Genomic DNA, 19,537 nt, shown 5'->3' with positions numbered 1-19,537 from the left:
GTTGCCCACTACGGTGCACACCGATGCAAACCTGAAGACGTTCTACGGCAGAGTCTTCTAACGTGGTCGGTCCGCAGTCAATGAGCAGTTCCAAAAGGGGCTAGGATCTCGAGATAAGCATTTTGGGGAGGGGTGATGAGCGCAAGAACGCCAGGCCCGTTGTGTCACGTCAGTAATCCGCAGATCATCGACCGAGGAACCAACTGCTTATCGCAGTCTCTCGCTCCGTCCGCTATCGGCCGTCAGGCCCCTGACCTAGTGGGCCTCGATCAGGCGCTTGAAGCGTTGCAGGCTACGGCGCTAAACTTTGCCACGCGATATATCCAGGATGCGAAGGCGCGAGCCACGTATGTCCATCGCATCATTGACATGTCCAAAACCATTCGTGCTGATGTTTTGGCAGGAAAGGTTACAGCCGCAGACGGTGCCGCGTTCGCGGTCCAGGCACGAAATGTAATCATGGAAGAGGTTCGTGCCATCACCTCCGCGATCGGCAAGGCTGGCGCCGAGTCGATTAAGGGACAGGGACTGACTTTGGAGAAGGCCCTCGACAAATCGGTAGATAAGTTGTTCCCCGGGAAGAGTTTCGCGGAGCTATCGACGGTCCAAAAACAACGTGTTTTTGTCGAAATCGTCGAGGCCTCGGGGCGCTCAAGTCCGAAGGTCACCGGGCAGATCCCGCGTTGGAGAACAATGGGAAGAGGCCTGCTTGTTGTGACGGTGGCAATTTCGATCTACAACATCTGGGAAGCAAAGAACAAGCTGCGGCAGGGGATCAAGGAGGGGGCGACGTTGGCGGGTGGCGCACTGGGAGGTGCTGCGGCGACCGCTTCCGCCGGCCTCATTTGCGGGCCGGGTGCGCCAGTGTGCGTCACCGCCCTCTTCATCGTCGGTGGTGTCGTCGGTGCGATCTCAGCGGGTGCAGCCACCGACTTGGTGCTGGATCAGCGCGATGTCGTCAAATGGCTGGGCGAGTAAATGGCATGAGCAGGATGGGCCATCCAGCAGACCGCGCCGCGCAACTGGTCATCTCTCGGCTTTTCCTGGACACAGAGCTTGATGACCTCGATCTGAAGGCGATTGCGCGCGACCTCCGGGCCACTGGTTTGTCGAGGTCGGAGCTGCAGCGCATTTACGAGACGGAAGTGGCACCAGCATGCTGGCGGAATTTGAGAGCATTTCCTGGAGGTGCTTGGGCCGGTTTCGATGAGGCGGCGCTCATGGACGCAATTGAACGGCACCGCATCAGCACACCCAGTGCGAGCGGATTTTTTCGGCGGCTGCAGGTGCGGCGCTGGACTGCAGACACCAGGGACCAGTGGGAGCGGGTCTTAGGTTTCCTGGATTTCGATAGGCTCTGAGCCTCCCGCATCAGAGGGCCCGCAGATCGCGTTGGCTCGCGATTGACGAGACCGGCAATGAGTCCTGGCGCTTCAAGCACGGCAGCACGACCGTCGCGGCGGCACGTGCCCGACCCACTCAGCGCAAGATTGGAGAACCCAAGACCTCAGAGATATCCTCAGACGCAGGCTCCCTCGGGTAGCCTTCAGGGGTTGGTCAGTATTGAACGAGCGCCCCGAAATGTTCGCTGCGAGCCTCAACATGCCTGTCTCCGGCATCAGGAGTCCCCCGCGGATGTGAGAAAAAGCCCACCGCGCGACGCGGCGACGCGGCGACGCGCTGATTTACCAAGAAGGTCTGCTTCGAAGTGAAACGCTTCGTGATCGTGCCGGCCACGAAGAGCACGATATGCAACCCCCTTCGGTTTCACTTTGAACGCGAACCGACACCCGGCTCACCAAAGGCTCTCCTCGTTTCACCGAACGTCGGTCAAGCCGAACTGGCAGGTCCGCGCGCATCCGCGCAACACACCCGCCCCGCTTCACAAGCCCCATACATACCGTCCCTAGCATCCCTGGATCGCAACCTCTGCCGGTGTCTCCATGAGATCGCTCACGCCTCTTGCTCTCGCGCTCGCTCTTGCGCTCGCTCAGCCGCTGATGGCCGTCGCCGCCCCAGGTGAGCCAGCGACACCGCAGACGGTGGCCCTGCTGGCTGCTGTCGGCGATCGAATCGAATTTGTGCGTCAGCTCAAGCTCTCGAGCAGCAAAACCGAGCCCTACAAGCGCCAGACGGTGCAGGTGTCCGGCCAGGCACTTAACTTCGCCGTACTGCGTGGACTGGACCAGGCGCTGACGGAAGAAGAACCCGGGGCCCAGCACGTGCTCCTGCAATGGACCATGCCCGACGACGTGGCCGCCAAGCTGGCCAAGTCACGCAGCGGTGCGCGTCAGGACATCGTGCTCGCGGCGCTGACCGAGCACCTGAGCGGCCTGCCGGAGCGACAGGGCTGGGACCGGATCGAGGTCATTGTCCCGGCGTACGCCGACCTGGAGATGCAGGGCGTCGGCACCAAGCTCAGCGGCATCGGCGTGTACGTGCAGCCGGTGGAGCGCATGGACTTCGACCTCGACAGCATGAATGATGGCTCGGCCGCTGGCTCCCTCATCATGAGCCAGGGCGATGACGGTGACTACAAGACGGTCAATCCGCGCACCGGCGAGACGGCGCACGCGGCGACCTATGTCGCGCCCTACATGTACTTCGAGCGCCTGACCTACGACGCCAAGTCCATGGCGCTGATCAAGCGTGAGCGCCATTTCGACAACACAAAGTACGCCGATCCGGACTCCACAGCCCTGGACGTCGCCAGCCAGATGTCGAACGGTGAACTGATCGGCAAGCTGGTCAAGTCGGTGGAACGTTCGGCCTACAAGTCCATCCGTCAGACCTCGGGTGAGGTGACCGTGAGCGAACCGAAGGCCGTGCCCGCGCCCAAGTCGGAGCCACCAAGCAGCCCTCGCTGATCGGGCCTATCGAGCAACGACGGCCAGGCGCGCAGCGCGCCGGACCGTCGTCCGCTCCAACTACTTCAGCGTTTCATTGAGCACCTCGGCCAGGCGACCGGCGGCGATGCGGATGCGTGCTTCGGCATAGGGGCGCTTGGCGTCAAGGTACCCGCCACCGATCTTGTGCTGCCATTGGCCGTCGTCATCCAGCGGATAGAGGCCCTGCGTGTTGATGCCCTTGCAGGATTCAACGGCCCATTCGGCAGGCGTGCCCAGGGTCTCCGGTGTGGGCAGGGGAATGCCCGCTTGTTGCAGCTTTGCGGCGTAGTCCTCGGGGGGCAGGACCGCCGATTCGAGTTCGTAGTAGTCCCAAACCGCATGCAGGTTGGTGCCGAGGGGGCCGCCCGGCGCGCGTTGCTTGTCGTTGCGCGACTGCGGCGTGACCGCCGTGCGCAGGCTGATCTGGTACTTGTTGCCGCCTGCGTCCGTATGGCCTTCGGCATCCTGGCGTGAGCCGGCGTGCAGCGGTTGATGCACATCCCCGATGAAGTGGACGAGGAACTTGAGCGCATCGCGGCGCGCCTCGGGCGGCTGGGTGGTATCAGCGAGGATCTTGCGTTGGGCGTCGATCGCGTCGATCACGCAATCCCCGTCGGGGCACATGCGCTTGGGCTCGTAGTCACAACGGTTGGGGTCGAGATCGACGTAGTGCCACTTGGCGGACTTCTTGGCGAGCTCTGAACCGCCGCTGCGCATCTCATCGGCCCAGGAGGCCACGCCGGCCAGCGTCGGGGTCGGCTCGTCCTTGAGCAGGAGGTCGACCTGCTGTCGTGCTGCGGGCGTGAGCTGGCCTTGGGCCAGGTCGCCCACCAGCCAATGGCCAAGATGGCTCCAGGCGAAGGCATTGGGCGCCGCAAACAAGGTGGCCGCGGCGAAGGCGGTCAAGGCGCGGCACAGCAGCGGGCGGGAGGGGGTCTGCGGGTTCATGGTCGGTGCTGTGAGACGGCGTGGCACGGCCGCGCCGAAGTAAAAAAGGCCCTGCCAAAAGGAGGCAGGGCCGTGGTTTTGTTCAGGGCCAATGAGACAACGCTGGCCTGAATCACCTGGCGCTCAGCGCGCGCCCAGGCCGGTGAAGGTGTCCTTCACGTACACATCCCACTGCACGGTCGGATCCCAGGTCTCATCCAGGGTCGGCGTGCCGCGGCCGATGCCGGCCTTGCGACGCAGCGTGTGGTCCACCGTCAACATCGTGCCGGACGAGTCGGCCGCGCCCCAGCCCGAGGTCGGTCCGGTGCCGCCCGAGGCGAGGTCGGTCGTCGCGCCGATGGCGTCGATCACCGTGCCCGACTTCAGCAGGAACAACGTGTCATTGCCATTGAAGGAGCTCACCTGGTGGCCGTTGGTGGACGCGTAAGTACCATCCGCCTGCGTCTGGGTGCCGCTGGCGGTGACGGCCGAGGTCAGCGTGGCCGACGACGAGACGTTGTAGATCACCAGCGTCTTGCCCGGGGCCAGCGTGCCCGTCAACGTCAGCGTCTGGCTCGCCGTCGAGGCCACTGGCACACCCGTGGCGCTGCGCGACCACATCTGGACCGTATAGAGGCTCAGGTCCACCGTGCTGGAGGTCGGGTTGTAGATTTCCAGCGCCTTGTTGTTGCTGGAACCTTCCACGTACTCGCTGAAGAACAGCTCGGGCGTGTCGATCGTGATGCTGCCGGTCTGCAGGCTTGGCGAGCTGCTCGGAGGGCCGTCCAGAGTCACGGTGATGGTGAAGGTGCCGGTCGCCGCATAGGTGTGGGACAGGCTGGTCGAGCTGACGTCCGCGCTCTCGGTGGTGCCGTCACCCCAGTTCACGCTCAACGCCGTACCGTTGGAGGTGGAGATGCCCGTCACGCTCACGGCCGTGCCCGTCACGCCGCTGGTGGGCAGCGTTGCGGCCAGCGCTGGATCGGCGGCGGAATTGATGGTGATGCTGCCCTTTTTCTCCGCCGAGGTGCTGTTCGCGCCGGTCAGCACCATGTCGATGGTGTAGCTGCCCGCTGCGGCGTAGGTGTGCGTCAGGCTGGTGGTAGTGGTCGCCGGCGCTTCCTTGGCGCCGTCGCCCCAGTCCACCGACAGCGCCGTGCCATTGGCCGCAGCGATGTCCGAGACGGTGATCGAAGCGCCCGCCGTGCCGATGGTCGGCAGCGTGGCAGTCAGCGTGGGGGCCGGGCTGAGCACCACGGTGCCCTTGACTTCGACGGGCGTGCCCCAGCCGAGAGCCGCCAGGTCGATGCTGCACGACCCGGCCTTCACGCAGGTTGCCGTCGCGGCGTAGGTGTGGGAGAGGCTGGTCGGGATGGTCGCCGGCGCGTCTTGGGTGCCATCGCCCCAGTCCACGGTCAGGGCCGAAGCGTTGGTGGCGGTGATGCCGGAGATGGTCACCGCTACGCCCGCAGTGGCCGTGGTCGGGAGGGTTGCGGACAGTGTGGGCGGCACCTGCGTGCTGCTGTCACTGCCACCGCCGCCGCACCCGGAGAGTGTGGCCAGCACGGCGAGCGCTGCACCGGCCATCCAGAAATTGAAGGTCTTCATGAGGGTTTCCTTAACTCGCCGGTCGCTGTGCCGGCACATCATGGGGGCTGCGCCAGGCGTTCGCGCCGGCAGGTGCCGGTGGGCGACGCCCGTGGCGCTGTTGGACGATCCGAATCAGTTGAACGACGCGCTCAGCGTGACCATCACGGCGCGCGGGGCCTGCAGGTTGTAGGTGGAGGCGCTGGAGTACAGGGCCTTGCCCGTGGTCGCGTCGATCAACTGGGTATCACCCGCCGGGTTCTTGGACATGAAGTTGGTAGCGCTCGCAAAGGTCACCGCCTTCTTGTCGGTCAGGTTGGTCACGTTGACCTTCAGCTTGACCTTATGGGCCCAGGAGGCCACATCGCCGAAGTTCCAGCCGGTATTGAGGTTCACCGTGGTGAAGCCGGGCGCTTGTTCGGTGTTCATCCAGTCGGCCCAGAACGGGCCACGGTACTTGGCGTTCACGCCGATCCAGAACGCACCGTAGCGATAGTTCGTGCCGAGCGCGAAGGTGTTCTTCGGGATGTCCACGAAGGACTTGCCGGTGGTGGGATAGGTGCCGTCGCCCAGCGTGAAGGTGTCGTCCATGATGGTGGACTTGGTGCGCGCGTAGGAGGCGTAGAAGCTCAGGTTGCGGGTCAGCTTGTAGGCGCCTTCGGCATTGATCCCGCGCTGGTGCAGCATCGGCACGGCCAGGTAGATGGTCTGGCCGCTGGCGCTGTCATAGCCGTTGACCTGCTTGTTTTTCAGGTTGGAGCCATAGACGTTGACGCTGCCCGCGAAAGCGCCCTGGTAGTAGCGCCAGCCCAGGTCGACCGTGTCGGCCGTCTCCGGCTTGTTGGAGGCCAGCTTGCTCAGCGCGGCCTGCAATTGCTCCTGCGTGTAGCCGCTGTACGCGACTTCGTTCGGGTTCTGCGCGTAGAAGGCGCTGACGGCATCGCTCTGTGTGACCGTGCCGTTGACGGGCGCGCGGAAGCTGCGGCCATAACCGATGTAGAGCTGGTTGGACTTGTCGACCTGGAACTTCACACCCGCCGACGGGGTGAACTTGTTCCAGGTGTGCGCGCTGTAGCCGCCGTACTGATTGAGGTAGGCCAGGCTGGCCGAGGCCGCGTGCGCGCCGTAATGCTGGTAACCATAGCCCGCGCGTTCCACGCTGGTGTAGGCGCCCGCCAGGGTGACCGTCCACTGGTCGTTCGGCGTCCACTCGTTGCTGGCGAAGGCGCGCTTGAGCGTGGTGGTGGTGCTGTCAAGATAGTTGTACTGCGGGCCACCACCGGCGACGTAGCTGACGAGGTTGCTCTCGCCCCAGACGTCCACGGGGTTGCCATCGGCATCCACCTTGGAATAGGTCTGGCTCTGCTCCTGGCGCGGACGCTCGAACCAGACGCCGTAGGTCAGGGTGTCTTTGTCGCCGAAGTCCTGAATCAGCTGGCCAGCACACCCGGACGCCAGGTTTGCGAACCGCTGTAGGTGTAGGTCATCACCTTCTTGGCGTTGGTGACGACGCCGTCACCGTCCAGGTCGTAGTTGACGTAGCCGAAGCGGCCCACGTTCGCGGCCGTCGTGTTCTCGGTCATGGTGTAGCCGGAGCCACTGCCGCCGGAGCCGTACTGGAAGTACGGGATCACGGTCAGGTGCAGGTTGGGCGTCAGCGTGAACTCGCCGTCCAGGCTCAGCATGTAGTCCTTGAACGGATTGGTGTGCAGCTTGTAGTAGTTGGTGTTGGAACCGGTGTAGGTGGTGTCGTAGTTGGCGTAATAGTTCGACGACGCGGTGTCCTGCGTCTCGTACTGATAGCCGCCGGTGCGGATCAGGTGGTTGTACTGCAGCGAGGCCGAGATCGAGTTGCCGCCGTCGATGGTCCACACCGACTTGCCGTCTACCTTCCAGACCTCGGCGCTGCCTTTGCCACGCCAGATGTCCGTGCTGTTGTGGGAGTAGGACAGCCACGAGCGCACCGGGCCGATATCGCCGGTTTGCACGCGAACGAATGCGCGACGGTAGTTGTTGGTGCCCCCGGACAGCGTCGAATCGAAGCTGAACTTGTGGGACGGGTCGATGGTGGACCAGGCGATCGAGCCCCCTGCCGCGCCCGCCACCGCCTGATCGACATCCGGGTAGCCGTGCAGCACGGTGATGTCGTTCATGTTCTCCGTGTCGCCGTATTCGGTCGGATAGACACGGTAGTTGCCGCTGTCGTTGACCGGCGCGCCGTTGACCGTGACACCGATCTGATCGTTGGTGAAGCCGCGGATCTGGTAGTTGCCGTCGAACAGGCCGCTCGGGTCGTCGGTGACGGCCACGACGCCAGGAATGGTGTCGATCAGTTGCGCGTAGGTCGCGCTGGGCGCGCCTTCCTCGATGGCGGCGCGTGTGATGGTGGACACGGCCTTGGGCGCGACTTGCACCGACATCAGGCCGCCACCGATTTCCTGGCGGCCGTTGACGGTCACCTTCTCCAGGGATTGGATGGTGGCCTTGGTGGAGTTCGTGCTCGTCGTGTTGGACGTGCTGGAGGCCGTGGCGCGCTGCGGCGTCTGGTCCTTCGATGCGTCGGCCGCCTTCTTTTCTGGCTCAGGGGCATTCTTGGCGGTGTCTGTCGCAGGCTTGGAGGTATCGGTTGCCGGCTTCGGTGCATCTGCAATCGTTTGCGCTTTTGCGCTGGTTGCAGCGACCAGGGTGGTTATGGCCAAGCCCAGTGCGGTAAGGGCAAAGCGGTCAAATCTCTGGTGAATCATTCCAATCACTCCTGCTGCGCGCGCGGCGCCAAGTTTCAATATGCAAGCTGCGCCGAAGGAGGCGGCCCAATTTCCCTGCTGGTATCCAAAAGCAATTTGCAAGATGCTCAACGGGCGCGAATTTATCTGCCGCAGCCGCATATGTTTATTGCGGTTTTGGATGGGTGTTGTGGCCGGGTGACGGGCGAAGACGGTCGAATCCGCACGAAAGCGGCCTGCCGCAAGACGTTCGGCGGCTTACCTAGCTGATCGGATCAGAGGGGAAAGGGGCGTTTCGGGCGCCGGTCGTGAATATCGGCGGGCAGTCGATTGAGCGTTTCTTTTGCACCCAGCAAGAAAACTTGACAATCAACCATCAAAGAAACACGTGCTTAATGTAGGAGGGGCTAGATTATTTTTGTAATGCCCCAATTATTTTCATAATGCCCCAATATGCACCGTGTTGTGAGGAATGCACTTCATTGGTGCTGATTGAATCGGCGTCGCTGCGGACCCTCTCCGCCCATTCACATAACCCTGGCCCCGATCTTCACAACGATTCGCCCAGATCCGCGAGCTTCCGCGCCAGATGCAGGCGACTCCATCCCGCGGCGGCGATTCTGCACAGCCCGCTGGCGCGGAAGAACGCCACCGGGATGTCCGCCAGCACGCCGGGCCGGCTCGGCAGAAGCTTCGATCTGATGAGGCGTCAAGGCTTTGTGGGCCCGGCTTCTCCCGGGGGCCTTGTCGTTTCCACGATCACGAATGCGCCCTCATGGGCGACGCCTTTGGGCGCTTGCAAATAGTCCATGATTCCAAAACAATGGAATCATGGAAGATCAAGAAGTCATCAAAGGCCTTGGCGCGCTGGCCCAGCCGCTGCGCCTGCAGGTTTTCCGCGCGCTGGTCGTTGTCGGCGAATCTGGCTTGACGCCAGGTGCCATCCATGAGGCGCTGGGCACGGCCCCGGCGACCCTCTCCTTTCACCTGAAGGAACTGGTCAACGCAGGCCTGGTTACCCAGGAACGCGCCAGCCGCAACCTCATCTACCGCGCCAACTATGAGCAGATGAACGCACTGCTTGGCTACCTGACCCAGAACTGCTGCCAGGGCAAGGTTTGTGCCGTGGAGAACGGCGCGGCTTCCTGCGCTTGCTGACTGAGACCCGCCCATGACGACCCACGTTCTCATCCTCTGCACACACAACTCCGCTCGCAGCGTCCTCAGCGAGGGCATGCTCAATCACTGGGCCAAGAAGCTCGGCAAGGATGTGCAGGCGCACAGTGCCGGAAGCACGCCAAGCGGACGCATCAACCCGTTCGCCGTCGAAGCGCTGCAAAACGCTGGCGTGGACGTCAGCGGGTACTACAGCAAGAGCTGGGATCAGTTCAGTCAGGAAGGCGCGCCGCCGCTGTCAATCGTCATCACCGTTTGCGACAGCGCCGCCGCCGAGCAGTGCCCCGTCTTCTTCGGTGGCGACGGCCACCCGGTGAAAGTGCACTGGGGCTACCCCGATCCGTCCGACGCCGAGGGCGGTGATGAAGGCAAACGCCAAGCTTTCGAGCTGACGCGCCAGGCTATCGGCTATCGCATGCTACAGCTCCTGCAGTTGCCGTTCGAGGGCCTGAGCAAGGCTGAGCTGCAGCAGGCCCTGGCCGAGATTTACAAGAGCTGAGCATGAGCCTGTCACGGAAGCTCCTCGCCGAAGGCCTGGGCACGGCGCTGCTCCTGGCCGTCGTCATCGGTTCCGGCGTCATGGCCGAGCGCCTGGCTGGCGGAAATGTGGCCATCGCGCTGTTGGCCAACACGCTGGCGACCGTGGGCGGCCTCTACATCCTCATCGAGGTCTTCGGCCCCATCAGCGGCGCTCACTTCAACCCGACGGTCAGCGCGGTGATGGCCTGGCGCGGTGAGCTGCCGGTGACGGCACTACCGCCTTACGTCGCGGTGCAGCTCTTGGGCGCGATGCTGGGTGCCTGGTTGGCCCACGCGATGTTTGACATGAGCATCCTGCAGTTTTCAACGAAGTTGCGCCGCGGCACCGGCCAGTGGATCGCCGAAGCCGTGGCCACCTTTGGGCTGCTGCTGGTCATCCTGCGGGCACCTCGGTCGCGCGTGGCGGCGATGGTCGCCGCCTACATCGGCGCGGCCTACTGGTTCACGGCCTCCACGTCGTTTGCCAACCCGGCCGCCGTCTTCGGTCGCATGTTCAGCGAGAGCTTCGCCGGCATCGCCCCGGCGAGCGCTCCGGGCTTTGTGCTGGCTGAGCTGGTCGGCGCCGCGCTCGCAGCCGGTGTCCATCACTTGCTGTCAACGTCGATTGCCACGGCCGCCGCCAAGTCGTCTGGAGAGACCCACCATGTCTGAACTGCTGTTTCCCGACGCGAGCTTCCCGGCGCTTCGCGCAGACCTCCTTGACGTGCCGACCCAGCAGCGGCTGGCGCCGCCAGCGCCGTCCCAACACCGGCCGCGCTTCCTGTTGCTGTATGGCTCGCTGCGAGACCACTCGTACAGCCGGTTGCTGACCTTTGAGGCGGCCCGCCTGCTGGAAGCCATGGGCGCCGAGGTCCGCATCTTCGACCCAAGCGGACTGCCGTTGCCCGATGACGCGCCAGATACGCACCCCAAGGTGCAGGAACTGCGCAAGCTGGCCGTCTGGTCCGAGGGCATGGTCTGGACCTCGCCGGAGCGGCATGGCGCGATGACCGGCATCATGAAAGCGCAGATCGACTGGATTCCGCTGTCGGCCGGCGCGGTGCGCCCGACCCAGGGAAAGACGCTGGCCGTGATGCAGGTGTCCGGTGGGTCGCAATCGTTCAACGCCGTCAACCAGTTGCGCGTGCTGGGTCGCTGGATGCGGATGCTGACCATCCCGAACCAGTCGTCGGTGGCCAAGGCCTTTGCCGAGTTCGATGAGGACGGCCGCATGAAGCCCTCGTCCTTCTACGACCGCGTGGTGGACGTGATGGAGGAGCTCTTCAAATTCACGCTGCTGACCCGTGACCTCGGGCCGTACCTGGTGGACCGCTACAGCGAGCGCAAGGAGAGCGCTGACGATCTGTCCAAACGCGTGAACCAGCGCGCGATCTGACACCGGACGGACGGCGCGGGGCTCTGGCCCCGCTTCTTCGAACCAGGTAGTTGCCATTGACAACGAGGCGCGTCAACCTCAACATCCGCCCAGATAGTTGCTATTCACATCCAAATGACTGAACCCTCGTCCGGCGGCCTATTGCGCGAAGTCGCGCGTCTGTACACGCGCGCCCAACGCGTCGTGGCCGACTGCTGCCACACGACCAACACGCAGTGCCACCTGCTGACCGAGCTGGGGCGCTCCGGGCCGTTGCCGCTGTCCGAGCTGGGCACGCGCGTCAGCCTGGAGAAGAGCTGGGTGTCGCGCGCCGTGGAGGCCATGGCAGCCCGTGGCTTGGTGACCAAGGAGCCGAACCCGTCAGACGCAAGGAGCTGGCTTGTCACGCTCACCGCCGAAGGCGGGCGAACCGTCCGTGAGTTGAACCAGACCCTCGACGACCACGCCCAGCGACTGCTGAGTAGTCTCAACGCAAGCGAGCGCGACGCGGTCGAGAACTCATTGCTGACGCTCCTGAAGGCCTTGCGCGATGACCCGGCAGCCACGTGCTGCCTGCCGCCCGAGCCGAAGGCGCCACCCAGGGACTCCAAACCATGCTGCTGAACACCGTCGCCCTGCGCCAAGCCGCCGCCTCCGACTGGCCCGCCGTCGAAGCGCTGCTGCTGGCCAACAAGCTGCCGACCGATGGTGCGCAGACGCATCTGCCCACCTACCTGCTTGCCGTCAGCAGCGGCGAGGTCGTCGGTTGCGCCGGCGCCGAGCTTTACGGCAGTGTTGCGCTGCTGCGCTCCGTCGCCATCGCGCCTGGCCTGAAGAAGCAAGGCATCGGCCGGCTGCTGGTCGAGCGGATGTTGCACGAGGCCCGCGCGCGCGACATCGCGACGATCTACCTGCTGACCGTCACGCCGGAATACTTCGCGCAGTACGGCTTCACGCACATGAAGATCGAGGACGCACCCCACGCGCTGAAGGCCTCCGCCGAGTTCCACGGCGCCTGCCCGGCCTGCGCCGCGCTGATGGCACTGACGCTCCACGAGGTGCCCGTCGTCGATGCCGCGCTGCCCGTGGCAGGGCTCGGCGCCGGACCTGTGGGCGTGGCGGCAGTCGCCCCGCTCGACGGACACAGCTTGAACATCCGAACCGCCACGCCCGCAGACGCTGCCGCCGTCGCCGCCATCTACGCCCCCATCGTGCGGGACACGACGATTTCCTTCGAGACGGAGGTGCCCGGTGAGACCGAGATGCGGGCGCGCATCGAGAAGACGCTCGCCCACTTGCCCTGGCTGGTCGCCGAGGACACGACCGGCGCTCTGGGCGGCTACGCCTACGCCAGCAAGCACCGCGAGCGCTCAGCCTACCAATGGTCAGTCGATGTGACCGCCTACGTGCGCGACGACATGCGCAGGCAGGGTGTCGGCCGCGCGCTGTACGGTCGCTTGTTGCAGCTGCTCGCTGAGCTGGGCTACTGCCAGGCATTCGCTGGAATCGCGCTGCCAAACGCGGGAAGCGTCGGGCTGCACGAAGCCATGGGGTTCGAGGCCATCGGGGTGTACCGCAATGTCGGTTTCAAGCACGGCGCTTGGCGCGATGTGGGGTGGTGGCAGAAGAGCCTCGCGGCGCCCGATGCTCCGACGCAGCCCCGCCTGTTCGATCGCACGTGAAGCAGGGAAAGCAGGGCATGCCGTTCTTTCTTGTTAAATGCAGACAGCGGGCTCAGCGCGTCAGTGGCCTCATAGCCGTAACGGGTCTCCACCCGATTACGACACTCGGAGCCATCCGATCCGAGGTCCTCGACTATCCGCGCAGCCCCGGATAGGTGAACAGCAGGAAGTGCGCGGCATTGACGCCAAAGTGCACAACGACCGCCACCTCAATACGCCGAAGCCAGGCGTACGTCGCCGCATAGCCAACGCCCGCCAACCCGGCGACAACGATCATCCAGATACCACCGCCCGCGTGGGCCGCTCCGAACAGGGCAGCTGACAGCACCACCGCCAACACGCTGCGATTGTTCCAGGCGCTCGCTCCCCTTGCATTCGAGCCAACCCGTGCACCGCTCAACGGATCCTGCACCAACACCCGAAACAACGCTTCTTCCGCCACGCAAGTCAGGAACAGATTGGCCATCAGAAACTTCGCCGCCTGAGGCGGCCATTTGGGATCCAGCCGGACCATCCCCACCGCAGCTGCAGCGCCAAGCACCACAGCCGCCACGGCTACGGCAAGCACCGCTGAACGCCCCAGCGTTAACGCCACCGCGTCCTGCCTGCCCAACCTCGGTGCCAGCACAGCCAGCAGGATGAGCCCCACCGACCCCTTGTCGAAGTTCAGATACTGCGTGAACGGCCGCGCGTCCTCCGAGAAACGGACACCGTTGATGGCCATCGGGTTGTGGAACCCCGGCACCTGATGCAGCGTCAGTGCCAATGCGAGCACCAGCAGCAGCCCAAACAGCGGCCAGTACAACGCACCCATCGGCCTTCGCCGCACCGCTTCGGCCAACACCGCCATGGCCACCAGCGCCGCCACGCCAACCAGGCCCACACACCCCTGGGCAACGGCCGCCACCAAGGCCGCAGCATAGGCAGGCACCCACAGCGGCACCGACAGCCCACCGCGCAGCCTCAATGAAGGCAGCCACACCGCCGCGATGGCGAAGATCAGAAGGACAAACGGCACGGGCATCTGCATCCCACTTTCGTGGCTGGTCGGATTTGGGGCTGCATCGTAGTGCAGCGCCTGGCGAGGGCAGCACGTCACTTAACCCCGCTTTACTGGCCTCCTGCGCCCCTCGCAACGACGATCCATCCACCGCCTCGGCTCTGCGCGAAACACTCACAGATCCTGCCCCGAGCTGACTGCGGCTCCACCCATTCAGCTTCTCCGAAAGGAACCCCCATGCCCATCATCGCCAAAGCCACCGCCGCCGCTGGCCTGCTGACCCCGCAAGACCATGCGCTGCTGCTCATCGACTTCCAATCCCAGATGGCCTTCGCCACCAACTCCATCGATGGCAACACGCTGCGCACCAACGCCGCCCTCATCGCGCGCGCGGCCGCCGGATTCAAGGTCCCCACCATCCTGAACACCGTCGCAGCCAAGGGCTTCTCCGGCCCGATGTTCACCGAGATCACCGACGCCTTCCCGGGCCAGGAACTGCTGGACCGGACCACGATGAATCCTTGGGAAGACGCCAACGTCATCAAGGTGGTGAACGCCATTGGCAAGCAGCGCCTGGTCTTCGCGGGCCTGTGGACCTCCGTGTGCATCGTGGACCCGGTGCTGTCGGCCATCGAGCAAGGGTTCGAGGCCTATGTCATCACGGACGCCTGCGGCGATATCTCGGCCGAAGCGCATGAGCGCGCCGTCACGCGGATGGTGCAGGTCGGCGCACGGCCAATGACCTCGCTGCAATACCTGCTGGAACTGCAGCGCGACTGGGCGCGAAGCGAGACCTATGGCCTCACCACCGGCATTGCCGAGGAGATCGGCGGGGCGTATGGGCTCGGCATCACCTACGCCAAGGCGATGTTCGGCGCTCACGAGGGCTGAGAAACCTCAACGGGGCCCATGCTGCCCGCCGCTATGCGGGCCGCAGCTTCCGCCACACGCCTCCCCGGGCGTTGCCAGCAAATGCCCGGGCCGCCGGAACCTGAAGCTCGACCTCGGTCCCTCCCTCGGGGAGACGGCTGATGGTGACCGTGCCGCCAATCTGCGCGGCCCGCTCACGCATGCCGACCAGCCCGTAGTGGCCAGGTCGCGTGCCCGCGACCAAGACTTCGTGCTCGATCCCCGGGCCCTTGTCCCGCACACGCAGCACGAATCGACGGCGTTCGAACAGCAGTTGCACACGGACGTCTCCGCCTTCGCCATGCATCACGGCGTTCAGCAGTGCCTCTCGGCCGATCAGATAGATGCGGTCGCGTGCAAGCGGTCTCAGGGGACGGGGTACCCCGTCCTCCACCAGCTCGATACGCGCCATTCCCACCAACTGCCTCACGGCCGATTCGAAGGCCTCCCGCAGGCTTATCGCATCAGCATCCGTGCCGCGCAGATCACGAACCCGATCCCGTGCTTCGCCCAGAAGCTGGTCGGCACGGTCCAATTGACCTTCGATCACGCCACGCGTGCCGCCTTGAGCGGGCATGTTGCTCGCAACAGACTGAAAACTCAGGATCAGGCCTTGCATGCTTTGAAGCAGCGTGTCGTGCAGGTCGCGGGCAATACGTTCACGCTCGCCGGCAATCTCCTGCATACGCACCCGTTCCCGGGCTCGCAGGACACTGACACGCAAGCGGTAGATCCACCACAAGCAGCCGATGACGAGGGCCATCGTGAGCGCACGAAACCAGAGCGTCTGATACCAGGCCGGCAGGATCTCGACCGCCAGAAACGTCGGCGTCTGCGCCCACTCACCTTGCTCATTACTGGCCACCACTTCGAAGCGGTGATGGCCCGGCGGCAGTTGGGTGTAGTAGGCCGTTCTGCGGGTGTCGGCGTCTCGCCACTCAGGGTCGATACCTTCCATCCGGTATCGAAAGTGCACCCGGTCCCCGATAGAGAGGGCCGCTGCGGTGTAGTTGAATTCGACTTGACCCGGATTGGCCGACAGCTGTACGCCGCCCTCCCCCGGCTGGGCCACCCCATCGCTCTTGACCGCGCGGATCAACGCCACGGGTGGCAGCGTCGCCACCGGCTTCATACGGGTATCGATCCAGAACAGCCCCTCGTTGGTCGTCACCCACAGGCGGCCGCTCGCATCCTCGGCCAGCGAAGGCGCATAGGCCGACGGGACGCCGGTTCCCCGCAGCCCGTCGCGGTGGTCGAACGCCTCCGGCGTCAGCGTCTGGCCATTCAGCCCAGCGTTGAGCTGCTCGGCGGAGAGACGAAACACCTTGGTGAGCCCGTGAAGCCAGAGTTCACCCTGAGCCGTCTCAACGATGCCGGTGACGCCCTTGACCCTGTCATCCTTGAACTTCAGGGGGCGGAAGTACTCCCCTTCAAACACGCCCACCCCGCCCCGGCCGCCGATCCACACTCGGGGTCCATGGGCATGTGCGGACCAGGCTTCAATGATCGTGTCCAGGTAGGCCTGGGACTTGATCTCGCGGAAGACGCCCCCCTTCAGCACAAAGGGGCCGCGCCCATTGGTGGCAAACCAGAGTTGCCGCTTCTCGTCGGCGACGAGGGGATAGGGGTCTTTGCTGTGCGGGATCTGCGACTCATCGGGCTGCTCCAGCCGCCCCTCCTTGAGCTGAAGCAGTTCCTGGCCCGCCTGCAACCACACCGTCCCCACGTCGTCTTCAGCAATCTGCTGGATTCGCTCTCTCCAGGACACATCCGGCATGTCAACGGGAGCAAAGGCTGCGCCGGGGTCCTTGCGCCAGAGCGTCCGGTCGGTGGCCAACCAGATCCGGCCATCGGCCCCATCCCGGATGGCTGTCACCCGGCGAATCCTGGGCAGATCGGTGACACGTCCTGCGGACAGATGCATCAGGTTGCGATCCCATGGGCCGATCCAAAGACTCCCATCCGTGTCGGGCTTGATCCTGGCGTCATAGCTGTATTCGGGCAGCGGCGCCCGGTTGAACCGCGTCGTCCGGAACCGCTCAAGGCCCGCCTCGGTGCCCAGCCAGATATTGCCTTCGGCATCCTCATTGATCGTGTTGATGTCGATGGAACCCAGCCCCTGTTTGGGCGTCATGGCGTCGGCCTGCAGCGCGGCAATGCCGCCGGGCTCAAGAATCGATCGCCAGTCCGCCGCATGCTCGATGCCGCCTGCCGAGCAGATCCAGAAACCGCCACGGCTGTCGAAGAACAAGGCGCCGTAGGAAGCTTGAGTCAGAAGCCGCTGGCCCGCCGGGCGGCCGTCCTTCATGCTCACCACGGCCAGGCCCTCCGCGCTGGCGCACCACAAGGCCCCATCAGGTGCAAAGGCGATCTGTGCACAGTGCGCCGCGTCGTACCGTTCGAACTTTCGCGCGCCCCTCGCCAGCCTGAACAGCGTGTCCGTGGCGGCGATCCAGACCGTTCCCTGCGCATCCACCACCGGCCGGTTGGAGGACATGGTGCCCTTCGGAATCCCCCACGCATCGCCCAGGGCCTCCACCTTCAGCCCCTCCAGCCGGAAGAGACCGCCGACCGCGTAATACCAACCAACCCCGTCCTGATCGAAGATGAACCGGGCCCATTGGCTCAGACCATCCTTGTCATGCACCGCCTCCGTTTGTCCTTTCCACCGCCGCATCAGGCGAAGTGTCTCGGGGTGGATGTAATAGACCGCGCCTGTCGGGCTGGTCTGCCCCAACACCTCGGCATAGTCCACAAACGGCCCACCCGACGGGTTGCGCTGCGGCGAATGAAACTCGACGCCGTCGAAGATCTGGTTGCCCAAGGCCGTCCGCAGCCGCAACATGCCGTTGGGCACCTGCGTGATCGACACCACACCGGCGGCAAGCCCGTCCTTCTCGCTCCAGACGGTATGTTCATAGTCCGCCAACGCACCCGCCGCTGCGCTCGAAGCGGCCCCGCCCAGCAGCAACAAGGCCAGGACCGGAAGCAGGCGTTGGCCTGCCAGCCTGAGCAACAGGCCGGCCAGCGAGCTGTGTCGGGGAACTTGGGGCGACATGGTCAGGCGGCGAGCATGGATCAGCAGTTCGGCCGGGTGGCCGATTGGCGGATGATGTTCGAGGAAACGCTTCCTCTCCAGTAGTGGATTCCCAATCTACAGACACGAGAGGGTCGCCTACCCCTCTCTTTGGAGATAGCTCCATGGCAGATGGAGTATCCGCCGCATACAAGCCGCTGATGGTGCAGCGCTTCCCTGAGGCTACCGGCCCGCCTGGCCGGTGAACTCCGCATCCGACGGGAATTCCCCGTCGGACTCCCACAGCTCCGGCTTGGTGCGGAAGGTCGCCACCCACGCCTTGCCCTTGACGAAGAAACGGGCGTAGGTGGTCTTGAAGCCGTCCCCAGCCGGTTGGCTGCTTACCGACCACAGCTCCTCGCCGCCTTTCCCCTGCGCGCGCTTCCAGGCCGCCTTGCCCGTGAGGGCCAGCCGCAGGGGCACGGTCTTGCCTTGCGCAGTGCGGGCGGTGGCCACCTTCAGGCGCCCCGCCTCCACTTCCACCGCCGTGGTCAACGGGCCGTTGTAGCTGCCGGCCTCTTGCGTCAGATCGGCGGAAACGAGATAGGTCGGCCGTGGGGCGCCGCGAACCGGCGTCGTATCCAATTGCGCAAGGGATGACTCCAGCGGCAACTGGTCCACCACCTTGCCGTCGCAACCCACCAGTTCAAGCCTGGCGTTGGCGCCCACGCGGTCCGCCCCGGTGCCCCAGTCGCGTTCGACGATCTCCGCCGTGACCTTTGGGTCCAGCGCCACTCGCAGGCGTTGACAGCCGATAGCCGCCTCCGAAGTCGCTGCAGTTCCCGTCTCGGCTGGCGCGATGGCTTCGGCAGGAGTCGATGCCGATGCAGATGCCGAAACTCCAGCCCAGGCGGCCGCCACCAGGCACAAGGCCATCACGGGCCGTTGCCGTCCCCACGCCCGCTTGCTCATGGAACCCTCTTCACTTCAGTGCCGCTGATCAGGCCTTCGTTGGCCTCCACCCCGGTCATCAGCGTGTCGATCTGGGACTTGACGTCCTTCTCTGTGTCCACGCCCGCCTTGGTCAGTTCAGCCAGGTATTTCTTGGTGTCGTTCTCAGAGGGCGGCGTGAGCTTGTTGATGGCGTCCTTGACCGTCATGTCGCCATACTTGTTCAAATAGAGTGCTTTTTGCGCCTTGCGCCCGTCTTCCAGGGTGGCGAACACGGCAAACTTCCCCACAGCGCCGGTCACTGTGGCGATCTTGGTACCGGCATCGCGCAGATTGCCCGGGTTGTTGGCGCGCCAGGCGAGCGAGCCGCCCACCTTGACGACGTCCGCGTAGGCCACATACCGCTTCCACTGGGCCGGCGTCTTCGCAGCGGCCTTATTCACGGCCGCGATCGTGTTGGGCGACAACGGGCCGCCTGCGGCCACCATGCCGCTGATCGTCAGCGTCTCCGCCGGTTGTTGCTCCACGCCCAGGGAACCCGGCCTGGACCATTTCTCAACACTGCCGTTCGTGCCCAAGGGCCCGGACCCCTTGAAGGTGCCGAGGCCGCCGCCGCCAGCGGGCGCATTGGGATGGTGGTCGTTTTCAGCCATGGACGTCTACCCTTCGTGAACCGGCTCAGCTGCGCGACGCGGGCGCGCTGAACACGGCAAAAGCGTAGCAGCAAGGATGCCGCGCGGTTCAGGCCTTAAGTCATGGCCGGCCCCACCCGGCGCGCGGCACG

At 64.6% G+C, this 19,537-nt stretch carries 18 protein-coding genes; 10 read left to right on the top strand and 8 right to left on the bottom strand.

Going from position 1 to position 19,537, the window contains the following annotated elements; translation table 11 throughout:
* The first annotated feature begins 369 nt into the window (after positions 1-369).
* The 3 genes from BMY53_RS22585 to BMY53_RS22575 all read left to right on the top strand — a co-directional run bounded on the left by BMY53_RS22585 (position 370) and on the right by BMY53_RS22575 (position 2,867).
* On the top strand, positions 370-978 hold the full coding sequence (locus BMY53_RS22585) for a hypothetical protein (protein WP_143074192.1): 609 nt from the start codon (positions 370-372) through the stop codon (positions 976-978).
* A gap of 5 nt (positions 979-983) precedes the next feature.
* Positions 984-1,361: a DUF7079 family protein gene (locus BMY53_RS22580; protein WP_143074191.1), complete on the top strand. Its 378-nt coding sequence runs from the start codon at positions 984-986 to the stop codon at positions 1,359-1,361.
* Between the two features lie 639 nt (positions 1,362-2,000).
* Positions 2,001-2,867 (top strand): hypothetical protein, encoded by an 867-nt coding sequence (locus tag BMY53_RS22575; protein ID WP_092948947.1) that lies wholly within the window; start codon positions 2,001-2,003, stop codon positions 2,865-2,867.
* A gap of 60 nt (positions 2,868-2,927) precedes the next feature.
* On the opposite strand, the gene BMY53_RS22570 is transcribed toward BMY53_RS22575, so the two are convergent.
* From BMY53_RS22570 to BMY53_RS22555, 4 genes are all read right to left on the bottom strand, one after another.
* On the bottom strand, positions 2,928-3,836 hold the full coding sequence (locus tag BMY53_RS22570; protein WP_092948945.1) for a S1/P1 nuclease: 909 nt from the start codon (positions 3,834-3,836) through the stop codon (positions 2,928-2,930).
* A 123-nt stretch (positions 3,837-3,959) separates the two neighbouring features.
* Positions 3,960-5,423, bottom strand: a complete 1,464-nt coding sequence (locus BMY53_RS22565) for a lamin tail domain-containing protein (RefSeq protein ID WP_177201004.1) — start codon at positions 5,421-5,423, stop codon at positions 3,960-3,962.
* Positions 5,424-5,537: 114 nt separating this feature from the next.
* Positions 5,538-6,806, bottom strand: a complete 1,269-nt coding sequence (locus BMY53_RS22560; protein WP_255370343.1) for a TonB-dependent receptor — start codon at positions 6,804-6,806, stop codon at positions 5,538-5,540.
* Positions 6,807-6,832: 26 nt separating this feature from the next.
* Positions 6,833-8,146: a TonB-dependent receptor plug domain-containing protein gene (locus BMY53_RS22555; RefSeq protein ID WP_177201003.1), complete on the bottom strand. Its 1,314-nt coding sequence runs from the start codon at positions 8,144-8,146 to the stop codon at positions 6,833-6,835.
* A gap of 810 nt (positions 8,147-8,956) precedes the next feature.
* Here BMY53_RS22555 and BMY53_RS22550 point away from each other — a divergent pair.
* The 6 genes from BMY53_RS22550 (at position 8,957) to BMY53_RS26750 (ending at position 12,877) form a co-directional block, all read left to right on the top strand.
* Positions 8,957-9,283, top strand: a complete 327-nt coding sequence (locus tag BMY53_RS22550; protein WP_092948937.1) for an ArsR/SmtB family transcription factor — start codon at positions 8,957-8,959, stop codon at positions 9,281-9,283.
* A gap of 13 nt (positions 9,284-9,296) precedes the next feature.
* Positions 9,297-9,800 (top strand): arsenate reductase ArsC, encoded by a 504-nt coding sequence (locus BMY53_RS22545; RefSeq protein ID WP_092948935.1) that lies wholly within the window; start codon positions 9,297-9,299, stop codon positions 9,798-9,800.
* A gap of 2 nt (positions 9,801-9,802) precedes the next feature.
* Positions 9,803-10,492, top strand: a complete 690-nt coding sequence (locus BMY53_RS22540; RefSeq protein WP_092948933.1) for an aquaporin — start codon at positions 9,803-9,805, stop codon at positions 10,490-10,492.
* Positions 10,485-11,216, top strand: coding sequence for an arsenical resistance protein ArsH (gene arsH / locus BMY53_RS22535; protein ID WP_092948931.1), 732 nt, complete (start codon positions 10,485-10,487; stop codon positions 11,214-11,216). The genes BMY53_RS22540 and arsH overlap by 8 nt, the downstream gene beginning before the upstream one ends.
* Before the next feature lie 114 nt (positions 11,217-11,330).
* Positions 11,331-11,819 (top strand): MarR family winged helix-turn-helix transcriptional regulator, encoded by a 489-nt coding sequence (locus BMY53_RS22530; protein ID WP_092948929.1) that lies wholly within the window; start codon positions 11,331-11,333, stop codon positions 11,817-11,819.
* Positions 11,810-12,877: an arsinothricin resistance N-acetyltransferase ArsN1 family B gene (locus tag BMY53_RS26750; protein WP_092948927.1), complete on the top strand. Its 1,068-nt coding sequence runs from the start codon at positions 11,810-11,812 to the stop codon at positions 12,875-12,877. The genes BMY53_RS22530 and BMY53_RS26750 overlap by 10 nt, the downstream gene beginning before the upstream one ends.
* Before the next feature lie 133 nt (positions 12,878-13,010).
* Here BMY53_RS26750 and BMY53_RS22520 read toward each other — a convergent pair whose 3' ends face one another.
* Positions 13,011-13,895: a CPBP family intramembrane glutamic endopeptidase gene (locus tag BMY53_RS22520; protein WP_218151291.1), complete on the bottom strand. Its 885-nt coding sequence runs from the start codon at positions 13,893-13,895 to the stop codon at positions 13,011-13,013.
* 219 nt (positions 13,896-14,114) lie between these two features.
* On the opposite strand from BMY53_RS22520, the gene BMY53_RS22515 reads away from it, so the two are divergent.
* Positions 14,115-14,768: an isochorismatase family protein gene (locus BMY53_RS22515; RefSeq protein ID WP_092948923.1), complete on the top strand. Its 654-nt coding sequence runs from the start codon at positions 14,115-14,117 to the stop codon at positions 14,766-14,768.
* 31 nt (positions 14,769-14,799) lie between these two features.
* Here BMY53_RS22515 and BMY53_RS22510 read toward each other — a convergent pair whose 3' ends face one another.
* From BMY53_RS22510 to BMY53_RS22500, 3 genes are all read right to left on the bottom strand, one after another.
* On the bottom strand, positions 14,800-17,844 hold the full coding sequence (locus BMY53_RS22510) for a sensor histidine kinase (protein ID WP_092948921.1): 3,045 nt from the start codon (positions 17,842-17,844) through the stop codon (positions 14,800-14,802).
* A gap of 201 nt (positions 17,845-18,045) precedes the next feature.
* A complete protein-coding gene (locus BMY53_RS22505) occupies positions 18,046-18,774 on the bottom strand; it encodes a hypothetical protein (protein WP_143074190.1) in 729 nt (242 codons plus the stop codon).
* The gene (locus BMY53_RS22500; protein ID WP_092948917.1) at positions 18,771-19,406 is read right to left on the bottom strand and encodes a hypothetical protein; all 636 of its coding nucleotides are present in this window, start codon (positions 19,404-19,406) and stop codon (positions 18,771-18,773) included. Before BMY53_RS22500 ends, BMY53_RS22505 begins: the two co-directional genes overlap by 4 nt.
* Positions 19,407-19,537: the final 131 nt, after the last annotated feature.

It is taken from the genome of Roseateles sp. YR242, from assembly GCF_900109745.1.
Taxonomy (GTDB): Bacteria; Pseudomonadota; Gammaproteobacteria; order Burkholderiales; family Burkholderiaceae_C; genus Roseateles.
Note: the sequence above shows the minus strand (reverse complement) of the source record. Positions and strands in the feature narration are given on the sequence as shown.

Coding starts and splice junctions, on each gene's coding strand:
- BMY53_RS22500 (WP_092948917.1), bottom strand. CDS start 19,406: ATGGCTGAAAACGACCACCATCCCAATGCGCCCGCTGGCGGCGGCGGC.
- BMY53_RS22585 (WP_143074192.1), top strand. CDS start 370: ATGTCCAAAACCATTCGTGCTGATGTTTTGGCAGGAAAGGTTACAGCC.
- BMY53_RS22510 (WP_092948921.1), bottom strand. CDS start 17,844: ATGTCGCCCCAAGTTCCCCGACACAGCTCGCTGGCCGGCCTGTTGCTC.
- BMY53_RS22545 (WP_092948935.1), top strand. CDS start 9,297: ATGACGACCCACGTTCTCATCCTCTGCACACACAACTCCGCTCGCAGC.
- BMY53_RS22505 (WP_143074190.1), bottom strand. CDS start 18,774: ATGAGCAAGCGGGCGTGGGGACGGCAACGGCCCGTGATGGCCTTGTGC.
- BMY53_RS26750 (WP_092948927.1), top strand. CDS start 11,810: ATGCTGCTGAACACCGTCGCCCTGCGCCAAGCCGCCGCCTCCGACTGG.
- BMY53_RS22530 (WP_092948929.1), top strand. CDS start 11,331: ATGACTGAACCCTCGTCCGGCGGCCTATTGCGCGAAGTCGCGCGTCTG.
- BMY53_RS22515 (WP_092948923.1), top strand. CDS start 14,115: ATGCCCATCATCGCCAAAGCCACCGCCGCCGCTGGCCTGCTGACCCCG.
- BMY53_RS22580 (WP_143074191.1), top strand. CDS start 984: ATGAGCAGGATGGGCCATCCAGCAGACCGCGCCGCGCAACTGGTCATC.
- BMY53_RS22550 (WP_092948937.1), top strand. CDS start 8,957: ATGGAAGATCAAGAAGTCATCAAAGGCCTTGGCGCGCTGGCCCAGCCG.
- arsH (WP_092948931.1), top strand. CDS start 10,485: ATGTCTGAACTGCTGTTTCCCGACGCGAGCTTCCCGGCGCTTCGCGCA.
- BMY53_RS22540 (WP_092948933.1), top strand. CDS start 9,803: ATGAGCCTGTCACGGAAGCTCCTCGCCGAAGGCCTGGGCACGGCGCTG.
- BMY53_RS22570 (WP_092948945.1), bottom strand. CDS start 3,836: ATGAACCCGCAGACCCCCTCCCGCCCGCTGCTGTGCCGCGCCTTGACC.
- BMY53_RS22565 (WP_177201004.1), bottom strand. CDS start 5,423: ATGAAGACCTTCAATTTCTGGATGGCCGGTGCAGCGCTCGCCGTGCTG.
- BMY53_RS22555 (WP_177201003.1), bottom strand. CDS start 8,146: ATGATTCACCAGAGATTTGACCGCTTTGCCCTTACCGCACTGGGCTTG.
- BMY53_RS22575 (WP_092948947.1), top strand. CDS start 2,001: ATGGCCGTCGCCGCCCCAGGTGAGCCAGCGACACCGCAGACGGTGGCC.